This is a genomic window from Enterobacter sp. C4G1, from assembly GCF_052886895.1.
On sequence record NZ_JBQVVV010000001.1, the window covers coordinates 223,643 to 248,796 of the forward strand.

The 25,154-nt window shown below is 54.6% G+C and carries 21 protein-coding genes and 1 tRNA gene; 7 read left to right on the plus strand and 15 right to left on the minus strand.

Annotated elements, in window-relative coordinates; all coding sequences use genetic code 11:
• The first annotated feature begins 203 nt into the window (after nt 1-203).
• Complete coding sequence (locus tag ACT9TW_RS01090) at nt 204-1,460, plus strand: nucleoside permease (RefSeq protein WP_182062384.1); 1,257 nt, start codon at nt 204-206, stop codon at nt 1,458-1,460.
• 90 nt (nt 1,461-1,550) lie between these two features.
• Here ACT9TW_RS01090 and citG read toward each other — a convergent pair whose 3' ends face one another.
• The 8 genes from citG to ACT9TW_RS01130 are packed head-to-tail and all read right to left on the minus strand — an operon-like array spanning nt 1,551 to nt 8,865.
• Nucleotides 1,551-2,354, minus strand: a complete 804-nt coding sequence (gene citG / locus ACT9TW_RS01095; RefSeq protein WP_182062385.1) for a triphosphoribosyl-dephospho-CoA synthase CitG — start codon at nt 2,352-2,354, stop codon at nt 1,551-1,553.
• Nucleotides 2,332-2,871: a citrate lyase holo-[acyl-carrier protein] synthase gene (citX, locus tag ACT9TW_RS01100; RefSeq protein WP_182062386.1), complete on the minus strand. Its 540-nt coding sequence runs from the start codon at nt 2,869-2,871 to the stop codon at nt 2,332-2,334. The genes citG and citX overlap by 23 nt, the downstream gene beginning before the upstream one ends.
• Nucleotides 2,872-2,873: 2 nt before the next feature.
• Complete coding sequence (citF, locus tag ACT9TW_RS01105; protein WP_446491458.1) at nt 2,874-4,391, minus strand: citrate lyase subunit alpha; 1,518 nt, start codon at nt 4,389-4,391, stop codon at nt 2,874-2,876.
• A gap of 10 nt (nt 4,392-4,401) precedes the next feature.
• Complete coding sequence (gene citE, locus ACT9TW_RS01110) at nt 4,402-5,277, minus strand: citrate (pro-3S)-lyase subunit beta (RefSeq protein ID WP_182062388.1); 876 nt, start codon at nt 5,275-5,277, stop codon at nt 4,402-4,404.
• Nucleotides 5,274-5,567, minus strand: a complete 294-nt coding sequence (gene citD, locus ACT9TW_RS01115; protein ID WP_315686759.1) for a citrate lyase acyl carrier protein — start codon at nt 5,565-5,567, stop codon at nt 5,274-5,276. Before citD ends, citE begins: the two co-directional genes overlap by 4 nt.
• 16 nt (nt 5,568-5,583) lie before the next feature.
• The gene (gene citC / locus ACT9TW_RS01120; RefSeq protein WP_446491459.1) at nt 5,584-6,609 is read right to left on the minus strand and encodes a [citrate (pro-3S)-lyase] ligase; all 1,026 of its coding nucleotides are present in this window, start codon (nt 6,607-6,609) and stop codon (nt 5,584-5,586) included.
• 13 nt (nt 6,610-6,622) lie between these two features.
• Entirely contained in the window at nt 6,623-7,486 is an 864-nt protein-coding gene (locus ACT9TW_RS01125) for a fumarylacetoacetate hydrolase family protein (protein ID WP_182062391.1), read from the minus strand.
• A 17-nt stretch (nt 7,487-7,503) separates the two neighbouring features.
• The gene (locus ACT9TW_RS01130; RefSeq protein ID WP_446491460.1) at nt 7,504-8,865 is read right to left on the minus strand and encodes a 2-hydroxycarboxylate transporter family protein; all 1,362 of its coding nucleotides are present in this window, start codon (nt 8,863-8,865) and stop codon (nt 7,504-7,506) included.
• A 345-nt stretch (nt 8,866-9,210) separates the two neighbouring features.
• Between ACT9TW_RS01130 and ACT9TW_RS01135 the strand changes: the two genes are divergently transcribed.
• Entirely contained in the window at nt 9,211-10,848 is a 1,638-nt protein-coding gene (locus ACT9TW_RS01135; RefSeq protein ID WP_446491461.1) for an ATP-binding protein, read from the plus strand.
• The gene (locus tag ACT9TW_RS01140; protein WP_315686766.1) at nt 10,838-11,530 is read left to right on the plus strand and encodes a response regulator; all 693 of its coding nucleotides are present in this window, start codon (nt 10,838-10,840) and stop codon (nt 11,528-11,530) included. Before ACT9TW_RS01135 ends, ACT9TW_RS01140 begins: the two co-directional genes overlap by 11 nt.
• Before the next feature lie 56 nt (nt 11,531-11,586).
• Here ACT9TW_RS01140 and ACT9TW_RS01145 read toward each other — a convergent pair whose 3' ends face one another.
• Nucleotides 11,587-13,722 (minus strand): ornithine decarboxylase, encoded by a 2,136-nt coding sequence (locus ACT9TW_RS01145; RefSeq protein ID WP_446491462.1) that lies wholly within the window; start codon nt 13,720-13,722, stop codon nt 11,587-11,589.
• Nucleotides 13,723-14,121: 399 nt separating this feature from the next.
• Between ACT9TW_RS01145 and ACT9TW_RS01150 the strand changes: the two genes are divergently transcribed.
• Together ACT9TW_RS01150 and ACT9TW_RS01155 are read left to right on the plus strand one after the other, a co-directional pair.
• Nucleotides 14,122-14,835: a DUF554 domain-containing protein gene (locus ACT9TW_RS01150; protein ID WP_315686769.1), complete on the plus strand. Its 714-nt coding sequence runs from the start codon at nt 14,122-14,124 to the stop codon at nt 14,833-14,835.
• Between the two features lie 95 nt (nt 14,836-14,930).
• Nucleotides 14,931-15,006, plus strand: a tRNA-Phe gene (locus ACT9TW_RS01155).
• 259 nt (nt 15,007-15,265) lie between these two features.
• Here ACT9TW_RS01155 and ACT9TW_RS01160 read toward each other — a convergent pair.
• The gene (locus ACT9TW_RS01160; RefSeq protein ID WP_446491463.1) at nt 15,266-16,105 is read right to left on the minus strand and encodes an alpha/beta fold hydrolase; all 840 of its coding nucleotides are present in this window, start codon (nt 16,103-16,105) and stop codon (nt 15,266-15,268) included.
• 189 nt (nt 16,106-16,294) lie between these two features.
• Between ACT9TW_RS01160 and ACT9TW_RS01165 the strand changes: the two genes are divergently transcribed.
• On the plus strand, nt 16,295-19,333 hold the full coding sequence (locus ACT9TW_RS01165; RefSeq protein WP_446491464.1) for an autotransporter domain-containing protein: 3,039 nt from the start codon (nt 16,295-16,297) through the stop codon (nt 19,331-19,333).
• Nucleotides 19,334-19,378: 45 nt separating this feature from the next.
• On the opposite strand, the gene ACT9TW_RS01170 is transcribed toward ACT9TW_RS01165, so the two are convergent.
• The 5 genes from ACT9TW_RS01170 to gss all read right to left on the minus strand — a co-directional run bounded on the left by ACT9TW_RS01170 (nt 19,379) and on the right by gss (nt 24,403).
• Entirely contained in the window at nt 19,379-20,008 is a 630-nt protein-coding gene (locus ACT9TW_RS01170; protein WP_446491465.1) for a DUF1109 domain-containing protein, read from the minus strand.
• Nucleotides 19,995-20,552: a sigma-70 family RNA polymerase sigma factor gene (locus ACT9TW_RS01175; protein ID WP_446491466.1), complete on the minus strand. Its 558-nt coding sequence runs from the start codon at nt 20,550-20,552 to the stop codon at nt 19,995-19,997. Before ACT9TW_RS01175 ends, ACT9TW_RS01170 begins: the two co-directional genes overlap by 14 nt.
• 22 nt (nt 20,553-20,574) lie before the next feature.
• Nucleotides 20,575-21,810, minus strand: coding sequence for a protein-disulfide reductase DsbD family protein (locus tag ACT9TW_RS01180; RefSeq protein WP_446491467.1), 1,236 nt, complete (start codon nt 21,808-21,810; stop codon nt 20,575-20,577).
• A 20-nt stretch (nt 21,811-21,830) separates the two neighbouring features.
• Nucleotides 21,831-22,382, minus strand: a complete 552-nt coding sequence (locus ACT9TW_RS01185; RefSeq protein WP_182062428.1) for a peroxiredoxin — start codon at nt 22,380-22,382, stop codon at nt 21,831-21,833.
• 158 nt (nt 22,383-22,540) lie between these two features.
• Nucleotides 22,541-24,403: a bifunctional glutathionylspermidine amidase/synthase gene (gss, locus tag ACT9TW_RS01190; protein ID WP_446491468.1), complete on the minus strand. Its 1,863-nt coding sequence runs from the start codon at nt 24,401-24,403 to the stop codon at nt 22,541-22,543.
• 155 nt (nt 24,404-24,558) lie between these two features.
• Here gss and ACT9TW_RS01195 point away from each other — a divergent pair, with 155 nt between their 5' ends.
• Nucleotides 24,559-25,107 (plus strand): DsbA family protein, encoded by a 549-nt coding sequence (locus ACT9TW_RS01195; RefSeq protein WP_182062430.1) that lies wholly within the window; start codon nt 24,559-24,561, stop codon nt 25,105-25,107.
• Nucleotides 25,108-25,154: the final 47 nt, after the last annotated feature.

Consider the following 25,154-nt stretch of genomic DNA (forward strand, 5'->3'; position numbering starts at 1 on the left):
TCCCCAAAGGGGAGAGGGTAAAAAGATCCAACCCATACGAAAATGTTATTTGCATCACAATCCAAACTGCAAATTAATGTGGATTGCATTTTTTTGCGGGAGGTAACAAAACAAATTGTTGCCTGCTGATAGAATTGCATCAAATACCAACCCTGAATGTTTCTATAACAACATATCTCCCGCTCACTTGTGAGGAAAGTAACATGAACCTTAAGCTGCAGCTTAAAATCTTGTCGTTTCTGCAGTTCTGCCTGTGGGGTAGCTGGCTGACTACACTCGGCTCCTATATGTTTGTGACGCTCAAGTTCGATGGTGCGTCTATCGGTGCCGTATACAGCTCGCTCGGTATTGCGGCTGTCTTCATGCCAACGCTGCTGGGTATCGTGGCGGATAAATGGTTAAGCGCAAAATGGTTATACATGCTGTGTCATCTGGTGGGTGCGGGGACGCTGTTTATGGCAGCCGAAGTCACCACGCCTGGCGCGATGTTCATGATTATCCTGCTTAACTCGCTGGCCTATATGCCAACGCTTGGCCTTATCAACACCATCTCCTACTACCGCCTGAAATCAAACGGTATGGATATTGTGACTGACTTCCCGCCAATCCGTATCTGGGGCACTATCGGCTTTATCATGGCGATGTGGGGCGTGAGCTTCGCGGGCTTCGAACTGAGCCATATGCAGCTCTATATCGGTGCTGCGCTGTCTGTTGTGCTGGCGATCTTCACCCTGACGCTGCCGCACATTCCGGTATCTAACCAGCAGAAAAACCAGAGCTGGAGCACCATGCTGGGCCTGGATGCATTTGCGCTGTTCAAAAACAAACGCATGGCGATTTTCTTTATCTTCTCCATGCTGCTGGGTGCGGAACTGCAAATCACCAACATGTTCGGCAACACCTTCCTGCACAGCTTCGATAACAACCCGCTGTTCTCCGGTAGCTTTATCGTTGAACACGCATCCGTCATGATGTCTATCTCTCAGATCTCTGAGACGCTGTTCATCCTGACCATCCCGTTCTTCCTGAGCCGCTACGGCATCAAGAACGTGATGCTTATCAGTATCGCTGCCTGGATGTTGCGCTTCGGCCTGTTCGCTTACGGCGACCCAAGCCCGTTCGGCACCGTGCTGCTGGTTCTGTCGATGATTGTTTACGGCTGCGCCTTCGACTTCTTCAACATTTCGGGTTCCGTATTTGTGGAAAAAGAAGTGAAGCCTGAAATCCGCGCCAGTGCTCAGGGTATGTTCCTGATGATGACCAACGGCTTCGGCTGTATTCTGGGCGGTGTGGTGAGCGGTAAAGTGGTTGAGATGTACACCACCAACGGCATCACTAACTGGCAGCCTGTGTGGCTCATCTTCGCCGCGTACTCGCTGGTACTGTTCTTCGCGTTTATCGCGCTGTTCAAGTACAAACACGTTCGCGTTCCGAACGGTGCGCAGCCAATCGCGCATTGATCTTTGGCGTGTTGTGCCCGGTGGCGGCTACGCCTTACCGGGCCTACAAAAGCACAGAAAGATAGCCGGGTAAGCGTTAGCGCCACCCGGCTATTTTATTTCAGAAAGCACCCATCCCACCGACAGCAAATCCGCACTGCCTCCCGGGCTCAGGTTCCGTTCAATCAATGCGTTATCCATCTTAAGCAGCGCATCATGATCCCAGCCATTCGCCAGCAGTTCACGCGCATAGCCCTGCACGTAGCGCAGCCCATCGATACCGCCGCGCGACACCAGGTTACTGTCCTGATTAACCGCCATCAGGCATAACAGTAATTCATGAAGCGAACGCCCGCTCCACTTCGCCAGCGCGTTGCGTACCGTCGAAAAACCGCTTTCCGCCTCACCGCGTGCGCCGGTTAGACCATACTGCTGAAACTGCCGCTCGCCCGCCGTTGCCTGCCCGCTGCGCCCTGCCAGCTCACGCGTCACCAGCCCACGGCAGATGTTACTCACCTCACAGCACAGGCTCTCTGCGCTCACTTTTTGCACCCTCCCGGAGGCAAAACAGAGCAAGCCGAGGGCAAAAATCCCACCTTTGTGAGTGTTCACTCCGTCCGTTGCCATATACATGGCCTGTTCACAGGCTATGCCCATCGGGCGGATAAGGCGCAACTGTTCTGTCACAGGCTTATCTGCATGGGCATCGCCCAGCGCGGCAAAGCGCGTAAACCACGGCGAAATTGCCGCAATGCTGCGGGCAAACAGGGCATGGTCCATATCGCGGTGGGAACCATTATTAAGCTTATCCACTAGACCCGGTTTTGGCGTCAGCTCCAGCTCCTGCCAGAGCGCCTCTTCCGCAAGCCCGGGCACATCCCACTGGCGCGGTTTAGTCGCGAGCAAACCAGTCATCAATCATCTTCTCCACGCGAGCCGTCACCTGTTCAACAGGATGATTTCGCGAACGGGAACAGGCGTGGGCGGGTTCGTCACAAATCAGGCAACGACGCAGATTCGCTCCTAACGATACCCGGCCAACATGGCCGTTATGGGGGCAAATCACATCCAGATCCCAGAGCCTGCCGAGTGGATGCGTCTGTTCCAGCTCTGCGCAGTGGGCTTTCATTTCCGCCGCCTGATGGGCCACGCACCATAGCGCCTCTGGCCCTGTCGGCAGCCATAAAACCTGGCGGTCAAGCACCTGCCAACGGTTCTCCCACAGCAGCTGATCGCACATCTGTAGTGCTACACCCATCGTATTGCGATAACGCAGGCTGTCTTTGATTTCACCCGGCGTGACCAGGGTGAGAGAAATCACCGGTTGTTGATAGTGCGCAAGCCAGTCAGCCTGGCGTGCTGCGCGGCGCTCTTTCGCCGCCAGCAACGCTTCCAGGCTGACACCCGCCTGCACGGGTGTCGCTGTCGTCATGATTACTCCTTCACCTGTCTTACGGTGTCGATCACACTGCCGTCGCGGTAGCGGATCACGCCCACAATTTTATCGGTAAATTCAATCGCTTTTGGCACGCCCGTTAGCGAGATAGCCCGCTCGTATAACGTATCGATATCGACGATTTTCAGCCCGGCCTCAAGCAGACGATCGCGGATCTCCGGGCGCGCCGGGTTGACCGCAATGCCGTGGTCAGTGACTAACACATCGATGCTCTCTCCCGGCGTCAGACGAGTGGTAACACGCTTCACCACCGTCGGAATACGGCTACGCAACAGCGGCGCTACCACAATCGTCAGGTTCGCTGCCGCGGCAACATCGCAGTGCCCGCCAGATGCCCCGCGCATTACCCCGTCGGAGCCGGTGATCACGTTAACGTTAAAATCGACGTCAATTTCCAGGGCGCTAAGGATAACGACGTCGAGCTGGTCGCAACATGCGGCTTTGCTGCCCGGGTTGGCGTAGACGTTGGTGGAGATCTCCACGTGATTCGGGTTGCGCGCCAGCGATGCCGCCGCCTGCCCGTCAAAGCACTGGGTATCGAGCAGCTTTTCAATCAGCCCTTTTTCGTGCAGATCCACCAGGCTGCCGGTTATACCGCCGAGTGCAAAGCGTGCTTTCACCCCGCTGCGTTCCATCTTTTCTTCCATAAAGCGCGTGCAGGCGGTGGCTGCCGCGCCGGAGCCGGTCTGCATGGAGAAGCCCGGTTTGAAATAGCCGGAGTGTTCAATCACATCTGCCGCGTAGCGGGCAATCATCAACTCGCGTGGGTTGCTGGTTACACGCGCGGCACCAACGCTGATTTTGGCCGGGTCACCCACGCTCTCGACCTGCACGATGTAGTCCACCTGATCCTGCACCAGGCTGGCGGGCATATTAGGGAATGGCACCAGCTCTTCGGTCAGCAGCACCACCTTGCGGGCAAAGTGGGCGTCTACCATGGCATATCCCAGCGAGCCGCAGCTCGATTTCCCGTGCGTGCCGTTGGCGTTACCAAATTCATCGCTGCAAGGCACGCCGAGGAACGCAACGTCGATATTCAGCTCCCCGTCCTGCAATAATTTGACCCGTCCACCGTGGGAGTGAATCTGCACCGGCTCATCCATCAGCCCGTGAGAGATGGCATCTGCCAGCTTGCCGCGCATCCCGGAGGTGTAAATACGGCTGATCACGCCGCTTTGGATATGTTCAATCAGCGCATCGTTGCAGGTCATCAGCGAGCTGGAGGCCAGGGTCAGGTTTTTGAAGCCCATCTTCGCCAGCAACGCCACCACGGTGTTGATAACCCGGTCGCCTTCACGAAACGCATGGTGAAACGAAATGGTCATGCCGTCCTGCAGGCCGCTGCGTAACACCGCCTCTTCAACGGATGCGCACAGCTTACGATTATGCTTCTCTTCCGGGCTGTTCAGCCACGGCGTCGCGCTGTGGGCGGTATCGAAAGGTGTTAACGCCCGCAGATGGGGAAAATTCACATGGATAAGTTCTGTCTGATTCATTTTGAAATCCTTAACGACGCACGCCGGAGGCCGCCGCGCGTTCCAGCACCATCTGCGCGTGGTTGATAATCGGGGCATCGACCATTTTGCCGTTGAGCGATACCACGCCCAGGCCGTTACGCTCGCCCTCTTCTGCTGCTTCAATCACCCGTCTGGCGTGATCCACTTCCTGCTGAGTTGGCGCATAGGCGTTGTGCAGCAGGTCAATCTGACGCGGGTTAATCAGCGATTTGCCGTTGAAGCCCATCTTGCGGATCAGTTCCACTTCACGCAGGAACCCGGCTTCGTCGTTTACGTCTGACCACACCACATCAAAGGCGTCGATGCCTGCGGCGCGCGCCGCGTGCAGCACGGCACAACGGGCGTAGAACAGCTCGGTGCCGTCACCGCGCTCGGTTTGCATGTCCATCACGTAGTCAAAGGCCGCCAGCGCGATACCGATTAAACGCGGGGAGCTGCGGGCAATCGCCACGGCGTTAATGACGCCAATAGCCGATTCAATGGCCGCCATCACACGGGTAGAACCCACTTCACGCCCGCATTCGCGCTCGATGCGCTCCAGGTGGCCTTCCAGTTCAGCAATATCGTCAGGCGTATCGGTTTTCGGCAGACGGATCACGTCCACACCGGCACGCACGGCGGCTTCCAGATCCAGCAAGCCAAACGGTGTGCTCAGTGGGTTAATACGCACCACGGTTTCGATATCCTGATACATCGGGTGCTGTAACGCGTGGAAGACCAGCAGGCGCGCGGTGTCTTTCTCGCGCAGCGCCACCGCGTCTTCAAGGTCGAACATGATGGAGTCGGGACGGTAGATAAACGCCGTTGAGAGCATGGCGGCGTTCGCCCCCGGCAGGAACAGCATACTGCGGCGGAGTTTGCTCATTTCAGCGCCCCCCAGTTGATGGTCTGTTCTTCTGCGGCGCGCAGAATCGCGCTTTGCAGACGGGCGCGGATCACACAGTCCAGCGCCCCTTTATCTTCAACGATGATCAATCCCTGCTGCACGTTCATCGCGCGTAATGTCTCATCGACGACCTGGCGGATCTGCTCGCCAAACTGCTTGATCACTTCACTGTGGATGACAATCTCCAGCTCACCGTGAGCGGGAGCGATTTTCACCATCAGGTCGCTGGACTCCTGCGTTCCGGCCAGCGACTCCCTTACAATTTTCATGATAAATTCCTGATAGTTATGCGACTTCCGCGCGCGCACTGTAGTGCGCTTCGAGATGCGCGAAAGTGGATTCCGGGACAATCTCCCGGATCCGGGTAAACTGCTGTGTCTTGAGTAAACGGCGAACTTCCGAGGCTGAAATGGCGTTGCCGGTGGCCTTTATGCGCGGCATTTCCACTACGTCGATGCGGGAGGAAAGCAGCGCGTGCAGCGTCTGGTTGTACTGACGGGTGATATCGCAAAATGGCTCTGAGCCGATAAAACGGTGGGTGATCCCCAGGGCCGGCGCAATGTGATCCCGGAAGATCAACACATCGATTTCACTCCATGCCTGCTGCACTTTGCCGGTATCTTTCAGGAAATAGGCCGGGAAGGTCGCGCGGGAAATGATGTACTGCGAGCCTTCATGCACAACCACGTTTGGCAGATGCGCCACACCTGCACGCACCATCTCCAGGCGTGCGCTGAACGGGAAGAACGACGCGTCTTCACGCACAACAAACAGATGCAGCACATCGCACTGCTGCGCGGCCTGCTCCACCAGATGACGGTGCCCAAGGGTGAACGGATTGGCGTTCATCACAATCGCCCCCACTTTCTCGCCACACTTGCGCTTAGCGCTAAGCGTACGGCAGTAACGCTCAATGCCCTGCGGCGTGTTCTCCATCAACACGGCGTTGTTACCGCTCTGGGCAATGGGCCAGAAGCCGCTGCGGGAAAAGCGCTCTTTATTGCACGGACGCGTGCACAGAAAGAGATGAAAGTGCCCACGCGCCAGCGCAGCGTTCTCCACCTCTGCCAGTAACCGCGCGCTCAAGTTCTCGCCCCGAAGCTGCTCGTTTACCGCCACACATTTGATGACGTTACCGGCAAGGCCTGCGCAACCCACCAGCTGCATTCCGGCCCAGGCCTCAACGAACAGCGTAATGTCGTTGTCCAGGCCAAGACCGCTGTCTGCCAGTAAATAACGGATCTGGCTTAAGCGTTCCGGGTGTTTCGCCACGTCTGTCAGACGAAAATCGATAGTGGGTTGCGATTGCATACTGCCGCCTTACTTAATGTGCTGCCGCAAGCGTGGTTGCCGGCGCTTCCATGATCACGTTACTCAGATGGCCGATATGTTCGATCTCCACCTCAATGCGATCCCCCTCTTTCATAAACAGCGGTGGGTTACGCTTTTTACCTACGCCACCCGGGGAGCCGGTGATGATCACATCGCCAGGGCTTAAGCGGGTGAAGGTGGTGATGTACTCGATCAGTTCCGCCACCTTGTGGATCATGCTGCTGGTGTTGTCTTCCTGCACCATGCGGCCATTCAGCCAGGTGCGGATCGCTAACTGGTGCGGGTCCGGGATTTCATCTGCAGTAGCCATCCACGGACCGAACGCCCCGGTCTGACGCCAGTTCTTCCCGGCGGTAAACCAGGTGTGCTGCCAGTCGCGGGCTGAGCCGTCCATGTAGCAGCTGTAACCGGCCACGTGGCGCAGAGCGTCGTCGCGGCTGATGTTCTCCCCGCCTTTACCGATAATCACCGCCAGCTCGCCTTCATAATCGAACTCGCTGGAGTGGCGCGGTTTCAGCACCGGCTCGTTGTGGCCAGTCTGGGAGTCCGGGAAGCGGACAAACAGCGTGGGTGCCGGGTTGTGCTGGTCGAACTCCTTGCGCTTGTCGGCATAGTTCATGCCCACACAGAGGATTTTTTCCGGCTGCTCAATCACCGGTAAAAAGGTGATGGCGCTCATCGGCACATCCACGGCATCGTTGAGATAACGGGTGGCCTGTGCCAGCCCGTTCCCTTGCAACAGCGCTTTAAGGTCGCTGTAGCGGTCGCCCAGACGGCGACCTAAATCAATCACACCTTCGGCCTGCACGATGCCGTAGCTGCGTTTACCCTGGTATAAAAAGCTTGCGAGTTTCATTGTTCTTTCCTGAAAACTTAAACGAGGAAGTTGCCCAGAATCAGCAGTGAGACGGAGACGTTAATCGCGCCGCCAATACGGGTGGCAATCTGGGCGAATGGCATCAGGCTCATGCGGTTGCCTGCGGTCAGGATCGCCACGTCACCGGTACCGCCCTGGCCGCTCTGGCAGCAGGAGACGATGGCGACATCAATTGGGTGCATCCCAATCTTTTTACCGACGAAGAACCCGGTCGCGACCAGCGCAGAGACGGTGCTCACAATCACCAGCAGGTTGCTGATGGTGAACGCAGCCACCAGTTCGTGCCACGGGGTGATAGCAACACCGACGGCGAAGAGGATTGGATAGGTCACAGAGGTCTGGAAGAATTTGTACACCACCTGCGAGCCCTCAAGCAGACGCGGGGATGCGCCGTTGCAGAGCTTCACCAGCACCGCCATAAACAACATGCCAACCGGTGCAGGCAGGCCAATCAGCTTGTGGCCAAGCATCCCGAGCATATAGAGCAGTACCGCCAGCAGTGCGCCAGAGGCAATCGTGGTGACATCGGCTTTGCCAGAGAACGCAGGCTGAGTGGCAGTTGCATCGGCATTGGCGCGGTTTGGCATCAGCTGGCCTTCACCGGTCAGATGCGGGTAGCGTTTACCGAGTTGGTTCAGGCAGCCAGAGATAATGATTGCCGTCAGACCGCCGAGCATCACCATCGGCAGCACGCGGCCGAGCGCAACGCCCTGGTCCATATGCAGCAAGGTGGCATAACCAATCGAGAGTGGAATGGCCCCTTCGCCTACACCGCCCGCCATGATCGGCAGAATAATGAAGAAGAAGATCTGGAAGGGCTCAAGACCCAGCGCCAGACCAACGCCCATCCCGACAATCATGCCGACGATTTCACCGCACAGCATCGGGAAGAAGATGCGCAGGAAGCCCTGAATCAGCACCGTACGGTTCATGCTCATGATGCTGCCGACGATAATGCAGCAGATGTAGAGATAGAGAATATTGGTAGATTTGTAGAACTTGGTTGTGGATTCGACCACCACGTCCGGCAGCAGGCCATAATAGACCAGCGCAGACGGGATAAAGGTGGCGCAAATCGCCGCCGCGCCCAGCTTGCCGATAATCGGCAGGCGTTTGCCAAACTCACCGCAGGCAAAGCCGAAGAACGCCAGCGTCGCCACCATCACCACGATGTCGCTTGGCAGTTTGCCACCCAGACAGTCAATGGCAATCAGCGCGCCCGCCAGAACAAACAGTGGCAGAGGAATAATCCCGACTTTCCAGGTATCCATAATATGCCACCAGCGCTCCTTGAGCGATGGCCGCTGAATATCAATCGGGTCGTGGGTAACAGAGAAAGAGTCGTCAGTTGTGCTCATAATAAGCCCCTTGGTTATTTTGTGCGTTCAGCTTAAAGTCACAAAGGCTTACTTTATGTGAGGAATGACATATTAAAACCGAAGTTTTAATGGCAGCTATGGTTTTAATGGTTTCTTTTATTTAGTGTGATTTACACCTTATTAATGGCCGTGGTTTTTATGGTTTCTTTTCTAAATTGAACAAACAAATAACATTTATGAATTTCGTTTCAGGGCGATAAACCTTTCAGATAAATCTTTTACAGGCCGTGCTGTGCAAGGGATCACAAGTTTTTGGCAAACCGGGGGCTGGCACGAGAAAAGATGATATATTGGCGCTTCTCATTGATACCCTGCGTGATAGTTATGAAAGTATCGTTTCAGATCAAGCTGTTTATTTCGCTGGTAGCCTTTTTCTCAGTGCTGTTTACATTACTGGGAGGATATTATTATGTCGATGTTGGCAGGCAGCTTTATCAGGAAATGAGTACACGCGCTAAAATACAAGCTGAAGAGATTGCGCTTATTCCGACTTTACGTAACGAAGTCGAACAAAAAGATATCAAGTCAATCCATGACTTTATGCAAAAAATAGCCACCCACAGTGATGCCAGTTTTATTGTGATTGGCGATAACAAAGGGCAGCATCTGTTCCATTCCGTGTTTGCTGACCGGGTCGGAACAACGCTTGTCGGCGGCGATAACGAAGAAGTGCTGCTGGGGAAAAGCACCACTACCATTCGCAAAGGCGGGCTGGGCATTTCTCTGCGCAGCAAAGCGCCCATTTTTAACGATGCCGGGCAGGTGGTGGGGATTGTTTCGGTGGGGTATCTCACCAGCTATCTCGACACCATTACCGTGAATAAGGTCGTCAATATTTTAATTGCAGCGGTGCTACTGCTTATCGCCCTGTTTATCTTCTCGTGGTTTTTTACCCGCAGTATAAAGAAGCAGATCTTCTCCCTGGAGCCACGCGAAATCGGCCTGCTGGTGCGCCAGCAAAAAGCGATGATGGAGTCCATTTATGAAGGGGTGATCGCCATCGATGATAACCTGCGCATTGAAGTGATCAACCAGGCGGCCAGAAAGCTGCTGGGGTTAAGCCAGCCCGCCCGGGAGCTGCGCGGCCAGTTGATTAGCCAGGTTATCGAACCTGTCCCTTTCTTTGCCCCACAAACCATGCTGGCGAAAGACACCCACGATGAGATCTGCCGCTTTAACGATCTCACGGTGATTGCCAGCCGGGTCCGCATCATGCTGGAAAATTCGCTTCAGGGATGGGTGATCACCTTCCGCGATCGCAATGAGATAGATACCCTGAGCGCCCAGCTCAGCCAGGTAAAACGCTATGTCGATAACCTGCGCATTATGCGCCATGAGCAGCTTAACCGCATGACCACGCTCTCTGGCCTGCTGCATATGGGCCGTTATGAAGAAGCCATTGGCTATATTCAGGCACAATCGGAGCACGCTCAGGAGCTACTGGACTTTATTTCATCCCGCTTTAGCTCGCCCACGCTGTGCGGCCTGCTGTTGGGTAAAACAGCCCGCGCGCGTGAAAAAGGGGTCGAGCTGAATTTCGATCCGGCCTGTCGGATGGACACCGTGTTCCAGCCCCTGCATGAAGCCGAGCTGATCTCAATCATTGGTAATTTGCTGGATAACGCCATCGAAGCGACGCAACGCTCTGAACTGCCGCACGCACCGGTGGAGGTGTTGATCAAACTGAGCGAACAGGAACTGATCGTTGAAGTTGCCGATCAGGGCGTGGGCATCAAACCGGAGATCCGCGACAGGATTTTTGAGCGCGGCATCACCACCAAAACACGCGGCGATCATGGTATTGGCCTGTACCTGATTGAAAGCTATGTCACGCAGGCTGGCGGCTCGATAGAAGTTGCCGATAACATGCCGCGTGGCGCAATTTTCTCACTGTTTATTCCCGCCACGGGAGCCGCCCGGCGTTCCGTTCAGGAACTGGAAGATACCGATTATGCAACATGAACTTATCGACGTACTGATTGTTGAAGACGAGCGCGCGCTGGCACAGCTCCACGCCGAGCTTATCAGCAAACACCCGCGACTGCGCCTGGTGGGTATTGCATCGTCCCTGGCTGACGCGCAGGTGCAGCTCGAAAGCAAACAGCCGCAGCTGATGCTGCTGGACAACTACCTTCCCGATGGCAAAGGGATCACGCTTATCAGCAACCCGATGCTGACCCGCGCTAACTGCTCGGTGATTTTCATCACGGCCGCAAGCGACATGGACACGTGCAGCCAGGCCATTCGCAACGGCGCGTTTGATTACATTCTGAAACCCGTGTCCTGGAAAAGGCTCAGCCAGTCGCTTGAACGCTTTGTGCAGTTCGCCGAACAGCAGCGGGTCTGGAAGATTGTCGATCAGCAGAACGTTGATTCGCTGTACCAGCTCCAGGCCAAAAACTATCGCCAGGATAATGGCAGTAAAGGCATTGAAGAGAATACGCTGGCGCTGGTGCAAACCCTGTTTAACCAGAAATCAGCCCACTATTTTTCCGTTGACGAGGTAGTGACCGAAACGGGGTTGAGTAAAACGACAACCCGGCGCTATCTGGAGCACTGCGTGGAGGCAGGTTTTTTGAGTGTGGAAATGCTGTACGGGAAGATTGGGCATCCGCGCAGAATGTACAGGCGGGCAGAGGTCTGAATGTTTTTGTTAGCCGGGTAAGCGTTAGCGCCACCCGGCGTTCGTTCGGCAGGGGTTTACTTCAATACATACCCATAAAGCCGCTGGATCCCGTCGGCGTCTTTTTCGCTGTAAACGCCCTGCAACTCCGGCGAGAAGCCCGGTAACAGGTTAACGCCCTCTTCCAGCGCCAGGAAGTAACGCTGCACCGCCCCACCCCAGATTTCGCCAGGCACCACGCACAGCACACCCGGCGGGTACGGCAGCGCCCCTTCAGCAGCAATGCGCCCTTCGGCATCACGAATACGCACCAGTTCGACGTTACCGCGAATGTACTCCTGGTTAGCATCCTGTGGGTTCATCACCACCGCAGGCAAGCTCTCTTTGCGGAACATCGCCTTTTGCAGATCTTTCACGTTAAAACTGACGTACAGATCGTGCATCTCCTGACACAGCTGACGCAGGGTGTAGTCGCGATAGCGCACCGGGTATTTCTGATAAATGGTCGGCAGCACGTCGGCAAGCGGGGTGTCATCTTCAATATGCTGCTCAAACTGCCCCAGCATCGCCACCAGCTGCGCCATCTTCTCGCTGCTTTCAGCAGGGGTTAGCAGGAACAGGATCGAGTTCAGATCGCATTTCTCCGGTACGATGCCATTTTCACGCAGGTAGTGCGCGAGGATGGTCGCCGGGATGCCAAACTCAGTGTAGTGACCGGTTTCCGCGTCAATACCTGGGGTGGTCAGCAGCAGTTTGCAGGGATCGACAAAATATTGCTCGCGGGCATAGCCTTCAAACCCATGCCATTTCGCGCCTGGCTCAAAGCTGAAGAAACGACGCTCGCTGGCGATGGTCGATGTCGGGTGATCCTGCCACGGACGCCCTGCCACCACGGGTGGAATAAAGGGTTTGATCATATGGCAGTTCGCAATGATCGCCTTACGCGCCTCAATGCCCAGCTCCACGCACTCCGCCCAGAGCCTGCGGCCACTTTCGCCTTCATGAATTTTTGCATTCACATCAAGCGCTGCGAACAGCGGATAAAACGGGCTGGTCGAGGCGTGCAGCATGAACGCGTTGTTAAGCCGCTTGTGCGGGCAGAAACGCGCCTGGCCACGAATATGGTTGTCTTTTTTATGGATCTGCGAGGTTTGCGAGAACCCGGCCTGCTGCTTGTGCACAGACTGGGTCACGAAAATACCCGGATCGTTCTCGTTGAGTTCCAGCAACAGCGGAGATGTTTCCGCCATCATCGGGATAAATTGCTCATAACCTACCCAGGCGGAATCAAACAGGATGTAGTCACACAGATGGCCGATCTTGTCGATCACCTGACGGGCGTTATAGATAGTGCCGTCGTAGGTGCCAAGCTGAATGATTGCCAGGCGGAACGGCCGTGCCTCGTCGGCCTTTTCCGGCGCAGCCTCGCGGATCAACTCCCGCAGATATCCATCATCAAAGCAGTGCTCATCAATACCGCCAATAAAGCCGAACGGGTTACGCGCTGCTTCGAGATACACCGGCGTAGCGCCGGCCTGGATCAGCGCACCGTGGTGGTTGGACTTATGGTTATTGCGATCGAACAGCACCAGGTCGCCACGGGTCAGCAGCGCGTTGGTGACCACCTTGTTGGCGGCAGATGTTCCGTTGAGCACGAAGTAGGTTTTATCCGCATTAAAGACTTTTGCCGCGAACTTTTGCGCGTGCTTGGCAGAACCTTCGTGAATCAACAGATCGCCGAGTTTCACATCGGCATTGCACATATCGGCGCGAAACACATTCTCACCGAAGAAATCATAGAACTGCCGTCCCGCAGGGTGTTTTTTGAAAAACGCGCCATGCTGATGCCCAGGGCAGGCAAACGTGCTGTTCCCCATCGCCACATACTGACTCAGGGTGTCAAAAAACGGCGGCAGCAGATCCTCTTCATAACGGCAGGCAGCCGTTTCCAGTTCCAGAAACTCCTGCGCTTTACCGGCGATAACTGCCGTCACGCCCTCAGGAACATCCGTTGGCTCTTGTGAGAACATAAACACCGGTAAGTGGAAGCCGGTACGCTTCAGTAACGCAAGGATGCCGCTGCAACTCTCAGCGACCGTAATGACGACTGCCGCCACGTCGGTAAAATCGGTATTGTCCAGCGTCACCTTTTCGCGGTGAGTAGACACGGTGGACACCAGCTCGCGGCTGACGGCAATTTTCATTGATTTCATAAGCACAAATACCCGTTTCAGGGGAGAAAAGGCCCCGGACAGGGTAAATACCCTGCCCAACGAATGTGTCTGATCGGAATCAGCTCCGACCGCCAGACATCAGTAAAATCAGAACGCGTCTGGTTTTACTGTTGTCCTGCAGTGAGCCAGCGTTACCCTCACCGCACGGTGAGACAAGAGTAGAATAGCGTGATACGGACAGGCATTCGCGCAGCGGTAAGCAGTGTCAACATTGGCGGCTCCGTATCAGAAGAGGAGAAAATTCGCGCAATCATGTCACCTTTTATTTTAGGGTGCAAGAAGGAATCATTATGCACTTAATCATCCAAAGCTAAGCCTTTAACACCGAGTCCGTGCAATAATAATGCAATATCAATGATTAAATAACAGGAGCTTACTGTGGTTATCGGTCCTTTTATTAATGCAGGTGCCGTCTTACTGGGCGGTGTACTTGGCGCCGTATTAAGCCAGCGGTTACCGGAGCGTATTCGCTCCTCCATGCCTTCTATTTTCGGCCTTGCATCGTTAGGTATCGGTATCCTGCTGGTCATTAAATGTGCCAACCTGCCGGTGATGGTGCTCGCGACCCTGCTCGGCGCGCTAATAGGCGAGTTTTGCTATCTGGAAAAAGGGATCAACAACGCGGTAAGTAAAGCGAAGAACCTGATTACGCGCCCGGGCAAAGCGAAGCACGGCAATCACGAGTCGTTTATTCAAAACTATGTCGCCATCATTATTCTGTTTTGCGCCAGCGGCACGGGGATATTCGGCTCGATGCAGGAAGGGATGACAGGTGACCCCAGTATATTGATTGCTAAAGCCTTTCTGGATTTATTTACCGCCACTATTTTTGCCACCACGCTTGGCATAGCGGTAGCCGCGATTTGCGTGCCGATGCTGCTTATCCAGCTGGCGCTGGCAACCTGCGCGACGCTTATTCTGCCGCTGACCACTCCGGCAATGATGGCAGATTTTACCGCCGTGGGCGGTTTGCTGCTGCTGGCAACCGGGTTGCGCATCTGCGGGATTAAGATGTTCGCAGTAGTAAATATGCTGCCTGCCCTGCTGATAGCAATGCCGCTTTCTGCGCTCTGGACACACTTTTTCGCCTGAGATGGCCACAAACTGGCGAGAGAGTGTGCAGTCTGTAACGAAAACAACAAATTTCGTTGACGCCAGAATGTGGATCGGGTTTAATGCGCCCCGTTGCCCGGATAGCTCAGTCGGTAGAGCAGGGGATTGAAAATCCCCGTGTCCTTGGTTCGATTCCGAGTCCGGGCACCACTATTCAGAAAAACCAGCCTTAGGGCTGGTTTTTTGCTTTGTGGGAAAATGGCCCATCCAGCAAAGGGACTCTCCCTTCAAACAATCTCCTGCGCTTATACTTTTACTTCAGCCCAATTTCACTCAGGAAAATTTTGGCTAGTTATTTACTACCCGCCCCCTGAAGAAATACCGTTATTACATCTGTTCAACGCACTAACCCAAGTGAATATTCCACATTAATAACACAATCAGATAATTGTATTTTTCGTCTATTCAATTAGCACCCAGGCAATGGATTCTTCAGTAATTGCGGCCAAATTGCCGCCCAGTCGGCACTGTGTGTCATTCCACTGACAACCTCCACACGAATGCAATTTCCCCCGACTACCTGCTGGAAACGCCTTGCAACATCAACAGGAACCGTTTTATCCGCATCCCCGCTGTAATGGATTTGCGGCAATGTACGCAGTTCGGCAGCACGATCAATTGCACTGATGGCATTCGGCATTGGGGTAACATTATGCATGGTATTCACCCATGCAACGTCGAGGTTCCCTGCAACAGTACGTAATGACCGAACATCTTTACGACGAGCAGCGAGTAGCGCCGCGATGTTCCCGCCACCGGAATACCCCACCATATCGAGTTTCACCCCAGGATAGCGGCTGGCAAATACTTCCAGCGCCTCATTCATGGTATCAATCACAACCGCCGAAAAACGATCGTTGGTCCACCAGTTCACCTGACAAGTTGCTGGCAACGGGGGCCCGATAAACTGGCAAGGTCTGGCGAGATACAGCACATTCTGCCCCGGATCGGCGGCAGCCAGCTTCAGCCCTGTTGGCTGATGAGGTGTAGGATCATCAGAGGGTTGAGTACGGCTTTTCCAGGCAAATCCATCACCTTCGATATAAACACGTATTGAGTTCACAGGCGGAGTGAATCGGCCCCATGTCGCTATCACGAAAGAACGTGTCGGTATGTTTTCACTGTTCAGACCAGCGGTACTGGCGATCCGGGTTGCTTCGGTTCGGGAATCTACCGAAACACAGCCTGCAAATAAAAAAGATAAGCTAATCAGTATGCCAGCTAATAATGCCTTGCTTTTTATTTGCATACCACTCCATCACCTTAAGTTAAATTAATATCAACACTAAAAACATGGTCTTATTTCAATATGAAATAATTAAACAAACCTTATTGTTTTCTGCAACAAATTGTATATTCTTCGCCGCAACAATATCGGATTAATCCGAATAACATTGCACCTGCAACTACACATATCGCAACTTTGTGGCGGCTCATCATGGAAAAAAAACAACTCAGCCAGCTGATTTCTCTGCTGGTTGCCTCTACGGCAGCACAAGGATTATTAGTTAATCCTGTTTTTGCGCTTCCAGGTATTATTACTATCGACTCAGCACAAAGTAGCTTGCAGGTTGCAGGCACTATTCCTGAGGTACATATCACCAACACCGGTTCGCTGACAGGTAGCCCTACAACGGCATTTACCTTAAGTCAGGGTGGGACACTCACCTCACTGACCAATGACGGCACCATTAGTGATTTTAACGATAATATCCCGGATTCCGTCTACAGTAGCATCGTTCAGATTGATGGTACAATTGACACATTAACCAATAACGGTTTTATTACCAGTACCGATCCCTTTAATTATGGCGATATCGTTACAATCGGTACTTCGGGTTCAGTTGATACTTTTATCAACAATGGAACCATCCAGAACAATCCAAATAGTTATAATTTCGGCATGATGAATGCTGGCACTATCGACAACATGGGTTATGTTCATCAACTGACTAATACCACTAATGCCGTCATTAGTGGTTATATTGGCATTTATAACCAGGGCACTATCGATAATATCACCAACAACGGTCTTATTATCTCAAACAACTCCAGCTTTATGCCTATGCCCGGCCAGAATGGCGCAATTAATAATTATGGCACCATCGGTACACTGTATAATTCCGGGACCCTCAGCAATGGTAACCTGGGTTTCTTAGATTCTGGTGCCGTCATTAACTGGGGTACCATCCATAATATCATTAACGACAATATCATTAGTGGTAATACTTTTGGTATTTCCAACTATGGTTCTATTGACACCATTGAAAACAATGGACAGATCAGTTCCAGCAGTTCCGGGATTTATGCCAACACGTCCAGCACCGAAGTCGTCAGTAGCATTATTAACAATGGTACTATCTCCGGGAGTTACTCAGGTATTTACCTCTCAAGCTACAGTAGCCTGAACCCTGAAACGAGCATTGTTAACAACGGTACGTTAACCGGCTCGGGTTATGCGCTTAATATCTATAACGATACTAACGCGAGCTCCAGCGTCACCCTGACCAACAGCGGGTTAGTTTCCGGTGACATTTACTCCAACGGCTCGATGCCATTAGTCATCAATGGCGGGACGGGAACAACAGGCACATTAACCGGGCTGACGGGCATCGGTAATATCAGTGCTACCCGTTCCGACGTAGTCTTTGGCACAGGTTCACTGCTGCTGAATGATAATGTTAACGTTTCAACCAGCAGAGTGCTCAACGATGCAGCCTCGTTGCAGGTTAACAATAACATCAGCATTACAGGCGACTATCACCAGAATGCAGCTGCAACGCTGATCTCCGGGATTTCCGACCTGGTCGCCGCAGATGGCAATAGCCAGAGCGATTTCGGCTATGGACGTTTGAACGTGAGCGGGAACGCCACGATCGATGCGGGCTCCAGCGTGAACCTGCTGCGCACCGGCAACACATACAACTTCGCCGAAGGGCAACGCTACGTGGTGGTTTCTGCTGCCGGTGCAAGCACTAATTTCAACGCAGATCAGCTGAACTACAAAGCGGTAGGTTACGCCGGGGCAGTGACAGGAACAGTGGTTGATGACGGTTCAAATAAAGCACTGGTTTTAACCGTAGGTGCTGAACCAGTGGTTACGCCTCCGCCGGTGATTACACCTCCGGTTGTGACACCACCTGTAATCACGCCTCCACCTGTAGTGACACCTCCGGTTGTGACCCCGCCAGTGGTCACCCCGCCAGTGGTCACGCCTCCGGTTGTGACGCCTCCAGTAATCACGCCTCCAGTGGTCACGCCTCCGGTTGTGACGCCTCCGGTAATCACGCCTCCAGTGGTCACGCCTCCGGTCGTTACCCCGGAACCAACCCGACCTGGACTTGCGACCATGCCTGGCGCGAAAGCCGCACTGGGTGGCCTGGCGAATTACACCGGTATTGCCTCCCCGCAGCTACTTGACCTCTACAACGCTTCACTGGCGATCGAAGGCAAGCGGGAAGCTAACCGTGTTGGTGAGAGCCTGTCATCTGCACAAAACCTCAACACCAGCTCCGCGGCAACGGTTGCTACGTCAACGGCGCAGGCTGTGGTCGGGGCGCATATCGATGCTGTGCGTAACCCGAGCAGCGCCGGAACCAGCGGTGTTGCAACCGGTGACGACTACGAAAGTAACTGGATTGTCTGGGGGCAGCCGTTTGGTGGGTACGCTCGCCAGGACAGCACCGCAGATGTGAGTGGCTACACGGCGAAATTTGGCGGCTTGATCCTCGGTGCGGATCGTTCGCTGGGTGACGACTGGCGTCTGGGCGCAGCACTGAACTACAGCAACACCTCTGTTCGCGGTAAAGATAACCTGAGCGGCAACACCTCTACCGCCGACAACTACGGGATCATTGGCTATGCAGGATATACGGGTCAGCCGTGGTATTTGAACCTGTCCGCGGGTCTGAACCGTCAGAATTACAGTTCCGTTCGTCGTGCTGAATTTACCGGCTTCTCCGGCTCTGCCGACGGTAAATTTAACGGTCAGTCAATTACCCTACAGACCGAGTTCGGCTATCCGTTCACGCTACCAACAAATGTGGTACTGACACCACTTGCCAGCCTGACTTACGGCTACCAGCACGTTGATGGCTACAAAGAAACGGGCGGCAATGGTATGGCGCTGGACGTAAGCAGCAGCCACACGCAGTCTGTCGTCAGCGAAATCGGCACTCGTGTTGAGAAAACCTTCGCCACCAGCGTGGGTAACCTCACACCGTTCGCTCAGGTCACCTGGCTGCACCAGTACGATACAAGTCAGGCCAGCAGTCATGCATCGTATGCCGCAGATACCGTGGGTGAAACGGGCTTTATGTCTAAAGGTACTGCCCCGGTGGAAGATATGGCTGGCGTGGCCATCGGCAGCACGCTGTATAGCGAAGATAACCTGAACCTGGATGCTCGCTACGACCTGCAAGCGGGTGACCGTTACCAGGCGCACACCTTCAGCCTGCGTGTACGCAAGATGTTCTAATCGTGACTGTAAAACGGGGCCACTAATGGCCCCGTTTTTTTATCCTCAACGTAGCGCAATCCACTTCCACCCCACGCCCATCGTCCCCAGTACAATCGTCACCACCGCCGCCACATGCAGCAAAAAATCCACCGGATGCACCTCTACGGGATGACAAAACGAAAGCAACGTTAACGCCATACAGGCAACGCCCGCTCCCGCCACTGCAAGCGTTCGCAGCGGATACAGCGCCCGGGTTCGGCGCAAATAACCGATTACCAGCAGCATCATCGGCGCGCTCACCGCCATCATAAAGACATAACAGTTCACCTCATCAGGGTGATGGGCCTGCGTATTCGTCTGGCCGAGACTTAACCCCACGCTGCCCAGCCAGAGCACCACCAGCGGCACAAACCATCGCCAGCTCAAGGGTTTTCGCCCGGCGATGCTGAGCAAAAACGCATTACGAATAGCCAGCGTGCCGGTAATAAACACCAGGATTAACTGAAGCACAGCTAACGCCGCGCCGGGCTGTGTCCAGTCGGTGGCGACACGCTGAAACATCAGGCTACTCAAGGCACCGCAGGGCAGCGCCATCAGCAGCCAGGCAATGACTCTCCGGCTGTTTGTCCAGGGACGATAGACAGGCTTCGCGTCCCGGCTCAGCTGTTCAATTAACACCTCATGACTGCCCATGATTCGCTCCCATACGGCGAAGATTGGTTAATGCCCTGTGAAGTAATGATTTCACGGCGGCAATGCTCAGATTATGGCGCGCAGCGGCCTCCGCAAGGCTCATCTCCTGCAAATGGATATGTTCAACAATTTGCCGCTGTCGCGACGGAAGCTGGTCTAAGATCCGCGCCAGCTGTTCTTCATTTTCCCGATGTTCCGGGTTTTCTACCGTGGCACCGTCATACGCCCTTTCGTCATCCGTTTCTCGCTGCTGATAACGCCCGCGGCGACGCAACGCGTCAACGGCACGCGCCTGCACGATGGCCATCAGCCAGGGTAGAAACGGAAACGCCGGGTCGTAGGTGTGGCGAACCCGATGCACCGTCAGCAGGACATCCTGGATGACATCGTCAACCAGTGCGCTATCGGCAATCTGCTTGCGAACCAGCACCCGGATGGCCGGGACGATGGCCCGCAGCAGTTGCGTATAGGCTTCGCGATCCCCCGCCTGGGCGGAGGCCATTAGCGCGGGCCAGCGCTCACGCGGGGCGAGATCGTTATCCATAGTCCGCCACGATATTGTTACCTCATGCTTTTTTACCGGATGCCTGATTCAGGGCATTCACCACAATCGACGGCGTAAGCACCTGCGGCAGCACTTTCGGTGCGCTGCCATCCGCCGGGTAGACCACATACAGCGGCAGCCCGCCCTGCCCAAACGCATTCATAGCATCGTCGATATCAGCATTAAATTTAGTTGAATCGGCGACCATATAGACAGTTCCGGTGCGGGAAATCGCCTGTTTCACCGCCTGGGTGGATAACGATGTGCGATCGTTTACCTGGCAGGTAATACACCAGGATGCGGTGAAGTTGACGAAAATGGCTTTGCCGTGACCGCGCATTTCCGCCACAGTCTGTGGCGACCATTTCACCTCGGTAATGTTATCCGCAAGCGGGCTTTCCGGCTGGGCAGTTTGCGTGTGCATAACGCCCGGCAACGGCGTTATCGCCGCCAGAAACACCACCACCGTCACCGCCAGTAGCACTTTATAGCTGTGTCCGGTAAATCGCCTGCGCTGGGCAATACCGTACAGCCACGCGGTAAAACTCACCACCACGGCACAGGCCAGCATCGCCGCCAGCGCGGTGGTTCCCGCCTGCTGCGCCAGCACCCAGACGAGCCAGGCAAAAGCGCCAAACATGGGAAAAGCGAGGCCGCGCTTGAGGATATCCATCCAGGCTCCCGGGCGCGGTAAGCGTTTTGCCATCCCCGGAAAGAGCGAAATCGCGGTAAATGGCGCAGCAAACCCAAGCGCCAGCGCCAGAAAAATGGCCAGCGCCACGACAGGCGGCTGAACCAGCGCGTAACCCACGGCCCCCGCCATAAACGGTGCCGAGCAGGGGGTAGCCACCACAATAGCCAGTGCGCCAGTTAAGGCTGAACGTACAAACGCACCGCGCCCTTCGGCGTTGATTTCCCCTGCCCGCTGAAGCGACAACCCGACTTCAAACACCCCCAGCAGGTTCAGCGCCGCCCCCAGAATGATCAACGCCAGCGCAGCAATCACCAGCGGTGACTGGAGCTGGAATCCCCAGCCCACCGCCGTTCCTCCGGCGCGCAGTGCCAGCAGCACGGCCGCCAGCGCCATCATGGTAAATATAACGCCAAGCAAAAAGCCCAGCCCTTCCGTACGGGCGCTCGCGCTGTTGCCCTGATGACGTAAAAGCCCCAGCGCCTTCAGCGAAATCACCGGAAAGACGCACGGCATAAAGTTGAGAATAATGCCGCCCGCGAAGGCGGCCAGAATAGCCGTTAGCATAGAAAACCCCAGAGGCTAAGTTACGAGTGCGATTGCGCGTATTTTTTCACGGCATCCATCGTTTTCTGGATATGTTCATCCGGGTTACGGTCGGTGTAACTCAGCAGGATTTTGCCGTCCGGGGCGATAACGTACGAGGTGCGGTCAGACAGAGTTTTGCCATTCATCTGCATCAGCGTTTTATACTCTGCCGCCACTTTTGCCCCTGGGTCGGCCGCCACCGCAAATTTGTCGCGACACTCCAGTTTCGAGAACTCATCCACCTGGTCGACATTTCCGGCGGTCACTCCCACCACAGTTGCCCCGAGTTTTTTAAAGTCATCCGTGGCTTCGGCAAAGGCGTGGGCCTCCAGCGTACAGCCCTTTGTAAATGCCGCCGGGAAGAAATAGAGCACCACCGGCCCTTTCTGTAGCGCCTGCTGCAACGAGAAGGTCAGCGGTTTACCGCCCAGCGCCCCTTGCAGGCTAAAGTCCGGGGCTTTATCCCCCACTTCCAGCGCAGCATGCGCGCTCATGGCAAAAAGAGAAAAGCTCAGTACAGCGGCGGCAGACAACGTTTTCAACGGTTTCATGGTCAGCTCCATCAGGAAAAATGTATTACCTGAAGAGTAGTTCGCTAATGATGTCGAAAAGGTTTCGCTGACCACGAAATTTTATTCATTTAGCGGGGATGGCGCGCAAGAAGGGAGACATACCGCTCCGGGGAAACAATCCCCCGGAGCAGTTAGCATTACTTATTTTTCTCGACAATTAACGGCTCAATGTCGCTCTCTTTTTTCACCACCAGCGTATCGTCCCCGCGCAAACAGGTGCCGCCATAGTTCCCGCCCACGGTAAAGGTACACACCTGAATATACTTGCCATCGACGTTTGGCAGGCACCACAGCTGCTGGTAGATATTTTTACGGTCAGCAAACTTGCCGCTGGATTTGTCCAGCAGTTCATCCTGCGGGCTTATCAGGTCGATGTTGCTGCCGCAGCGCCCGGCAATCGGTTTAGCGGCATAGCCAGTCTGTTTCAGCAGGGCGTTCACCTCAAAATCGGTATCCAGCAGGTAACGATGGTTCGGGAAGAGCTGCCACAGCACCGGCAGGATCGCCTTGTTGCCAGGAATAACCGTCCACAGCGGTTCAAACACCAGCACTTCCGGGCGCAGCAGCACATCAATCAGGCGAACTTCACCTTCAGGATGCCCGGTGCGGATCGGCACCGCAGCGTATTCGGTTTCGCTCACTTCACGGATTTGCTCAATCGCCGTTTCCCAGGCCCAGGTTTTCCACACGCAGTTCACGTGGCGACCTTCATTGTCGACCAGTTGCCCGGCGCTGTCCCAGCTTAGCGCGCCAAGTCCGTGCAGGATCCGGGTTTCAAACCCGGCCTGAATGAGCGAGCGCTGGATAAACAGGGCGTGATAATCCTCTTCGATATCGTTGTCCTGCATGATGTGAACAAACGGCCGGGCGTGGCTGTGTTTCCACGCGCCAGTAAGTTCTTCCAGTAGCCCTTCAGCCGGGTTGTGGCCATTCCCGCGATAGCCATTTTTCACCCACTCTTCAAGGATCAACCCGCCCTCGGTGTGGCAGGAAGCGGAATCGGCGTTGTACTCGTATACCTTCAGCCCACGCTCATCCATACAGAAATCCATACGACCGGTGATCATATGGTGACGACGCCATTGCCAGGAAAGACGCAGACGCGGCCAGAGGATTTTCGGGATGTCGAAAAGCGCCAGTAAGTTATCGTCTTTCAGCACCTTGTCGGTGGCGTGCAGGTACATCAGATGCAGTTCGTTGGTGGCTTTGATAAGTTCCTGCTCGGCGCTTTCAGTAATGGTGAAATACTGGCAGGGATCTTTATTGATAAAGTGACCGTTCGCTTGCACGTAGGCCTTCTGAAGGGCATCGTCTTCGTTGAGCCATTTCCCGTCGAACTGACGTTTGTTTTTCAGCCGCGCACCGCTGATTTTAAGCAACTCGCCGTCGATTTCCGGCTGCGGCAGGCTGTGTTCGGTGTCATCGGTCTGGATCATCCAGCCGAGGATCTCGGTGTCGTTGAAGGTGTCATGAAGGGTGTAACACCCGTTCTCAACACTCAGACGCAGTTCACGCGTCCACTGCTGCCCTAACGGGAGCGGGGAGTGAATAACGTTCTGCTCCGCAATGCGGATCTTATCATCCAGCAGCTGGGTAATAACGGCAACGTGCCCGGTTTCATGGAACTCGCCGCCCTTTTGCCAGATAAGCAACGCCCCGGCCTGCGGCGCGCGTTTTGAGCCATTGGCAAAAGCCTGCAATGGCAAGATGTTATCGTTCACCACTTCGCGCAAAAAGCGCAGAGAGAAGATCTCCCACGCCATGCCGACATCGGTAAAAATCACACCGTAGTTGAGGAACAGGAAACGGCGGGCGAACTCAACACACTGCCACTTGTGGCCCATGTATTCGTTGCTGATATAGCTTCTGAAATCCGCGTCTTCAGGGTAGTTACGTGGATCGAGGCTGCCGTAATTTGAAGAGTAAATCGCCACGCCACCCGGCGCATAACCTAACAACGTCCCGAACGGAGCGTCACTGCTTAACTTTCCTTTACGCATGTATCCAACCTAAAACAGGCAGGCGGCAATTTTTTGAAGGGTTGTCGTCGTCTGCACGTTGTAATTAACCTGACAGAGGTGGATTTATCATACACCTGCGTGGCAAATTATTCGTCGCGACAATAACTAAAAAATTCACAACATCAGGAGTCAACATGAGCTTACAAGCGCAACCGCTTGAATGGGGTCACGGCCCACACACTTTCGAAGTGTTCCTGGAACCAACCTGCCCTTTCTCGGTTAAAACATTCAACAAGTTAAACGCGTTCCTGGAACAGGCGGGTGCAGATAAGGTGACGGTCAAAATCCGTTTACAGTCTCAGCCGTGGCATCTGTTTTCCGGCGTGATTGTGCGCTGCATTCTGGCGGCGTCCACACTGCCGGATGGCAAAGCCGCAGCGCACAAGGTGATGCAGTCCGTGGCCGATCATCGCGAAGAGTTTGAGTTTACCGACCACTGTAGCGGCCCGAATATGCAGGCGACGCCGGAAGAGATCGTCGCACGCATTGAACGTTACAGCGGGGTGCAGGTTGCAGAGGCGTTTGCCCGCCCGGAATTGCAAACCGAGATTAAATGGCACTGTAAATATGCGCGCCAGAACGGTATTCACGTCTCCCCGACGTTTATGGTCAATGGCCTGGTGCAGGCGGATTTGGGCAGTGGCGATGACGTAGAAGTGTGGGCGAAACGGGTTCTGGGATAGCGTTGTGCAGCCTGTCATGTCGGGTGGCGGCTGCGCCTTACCCGACC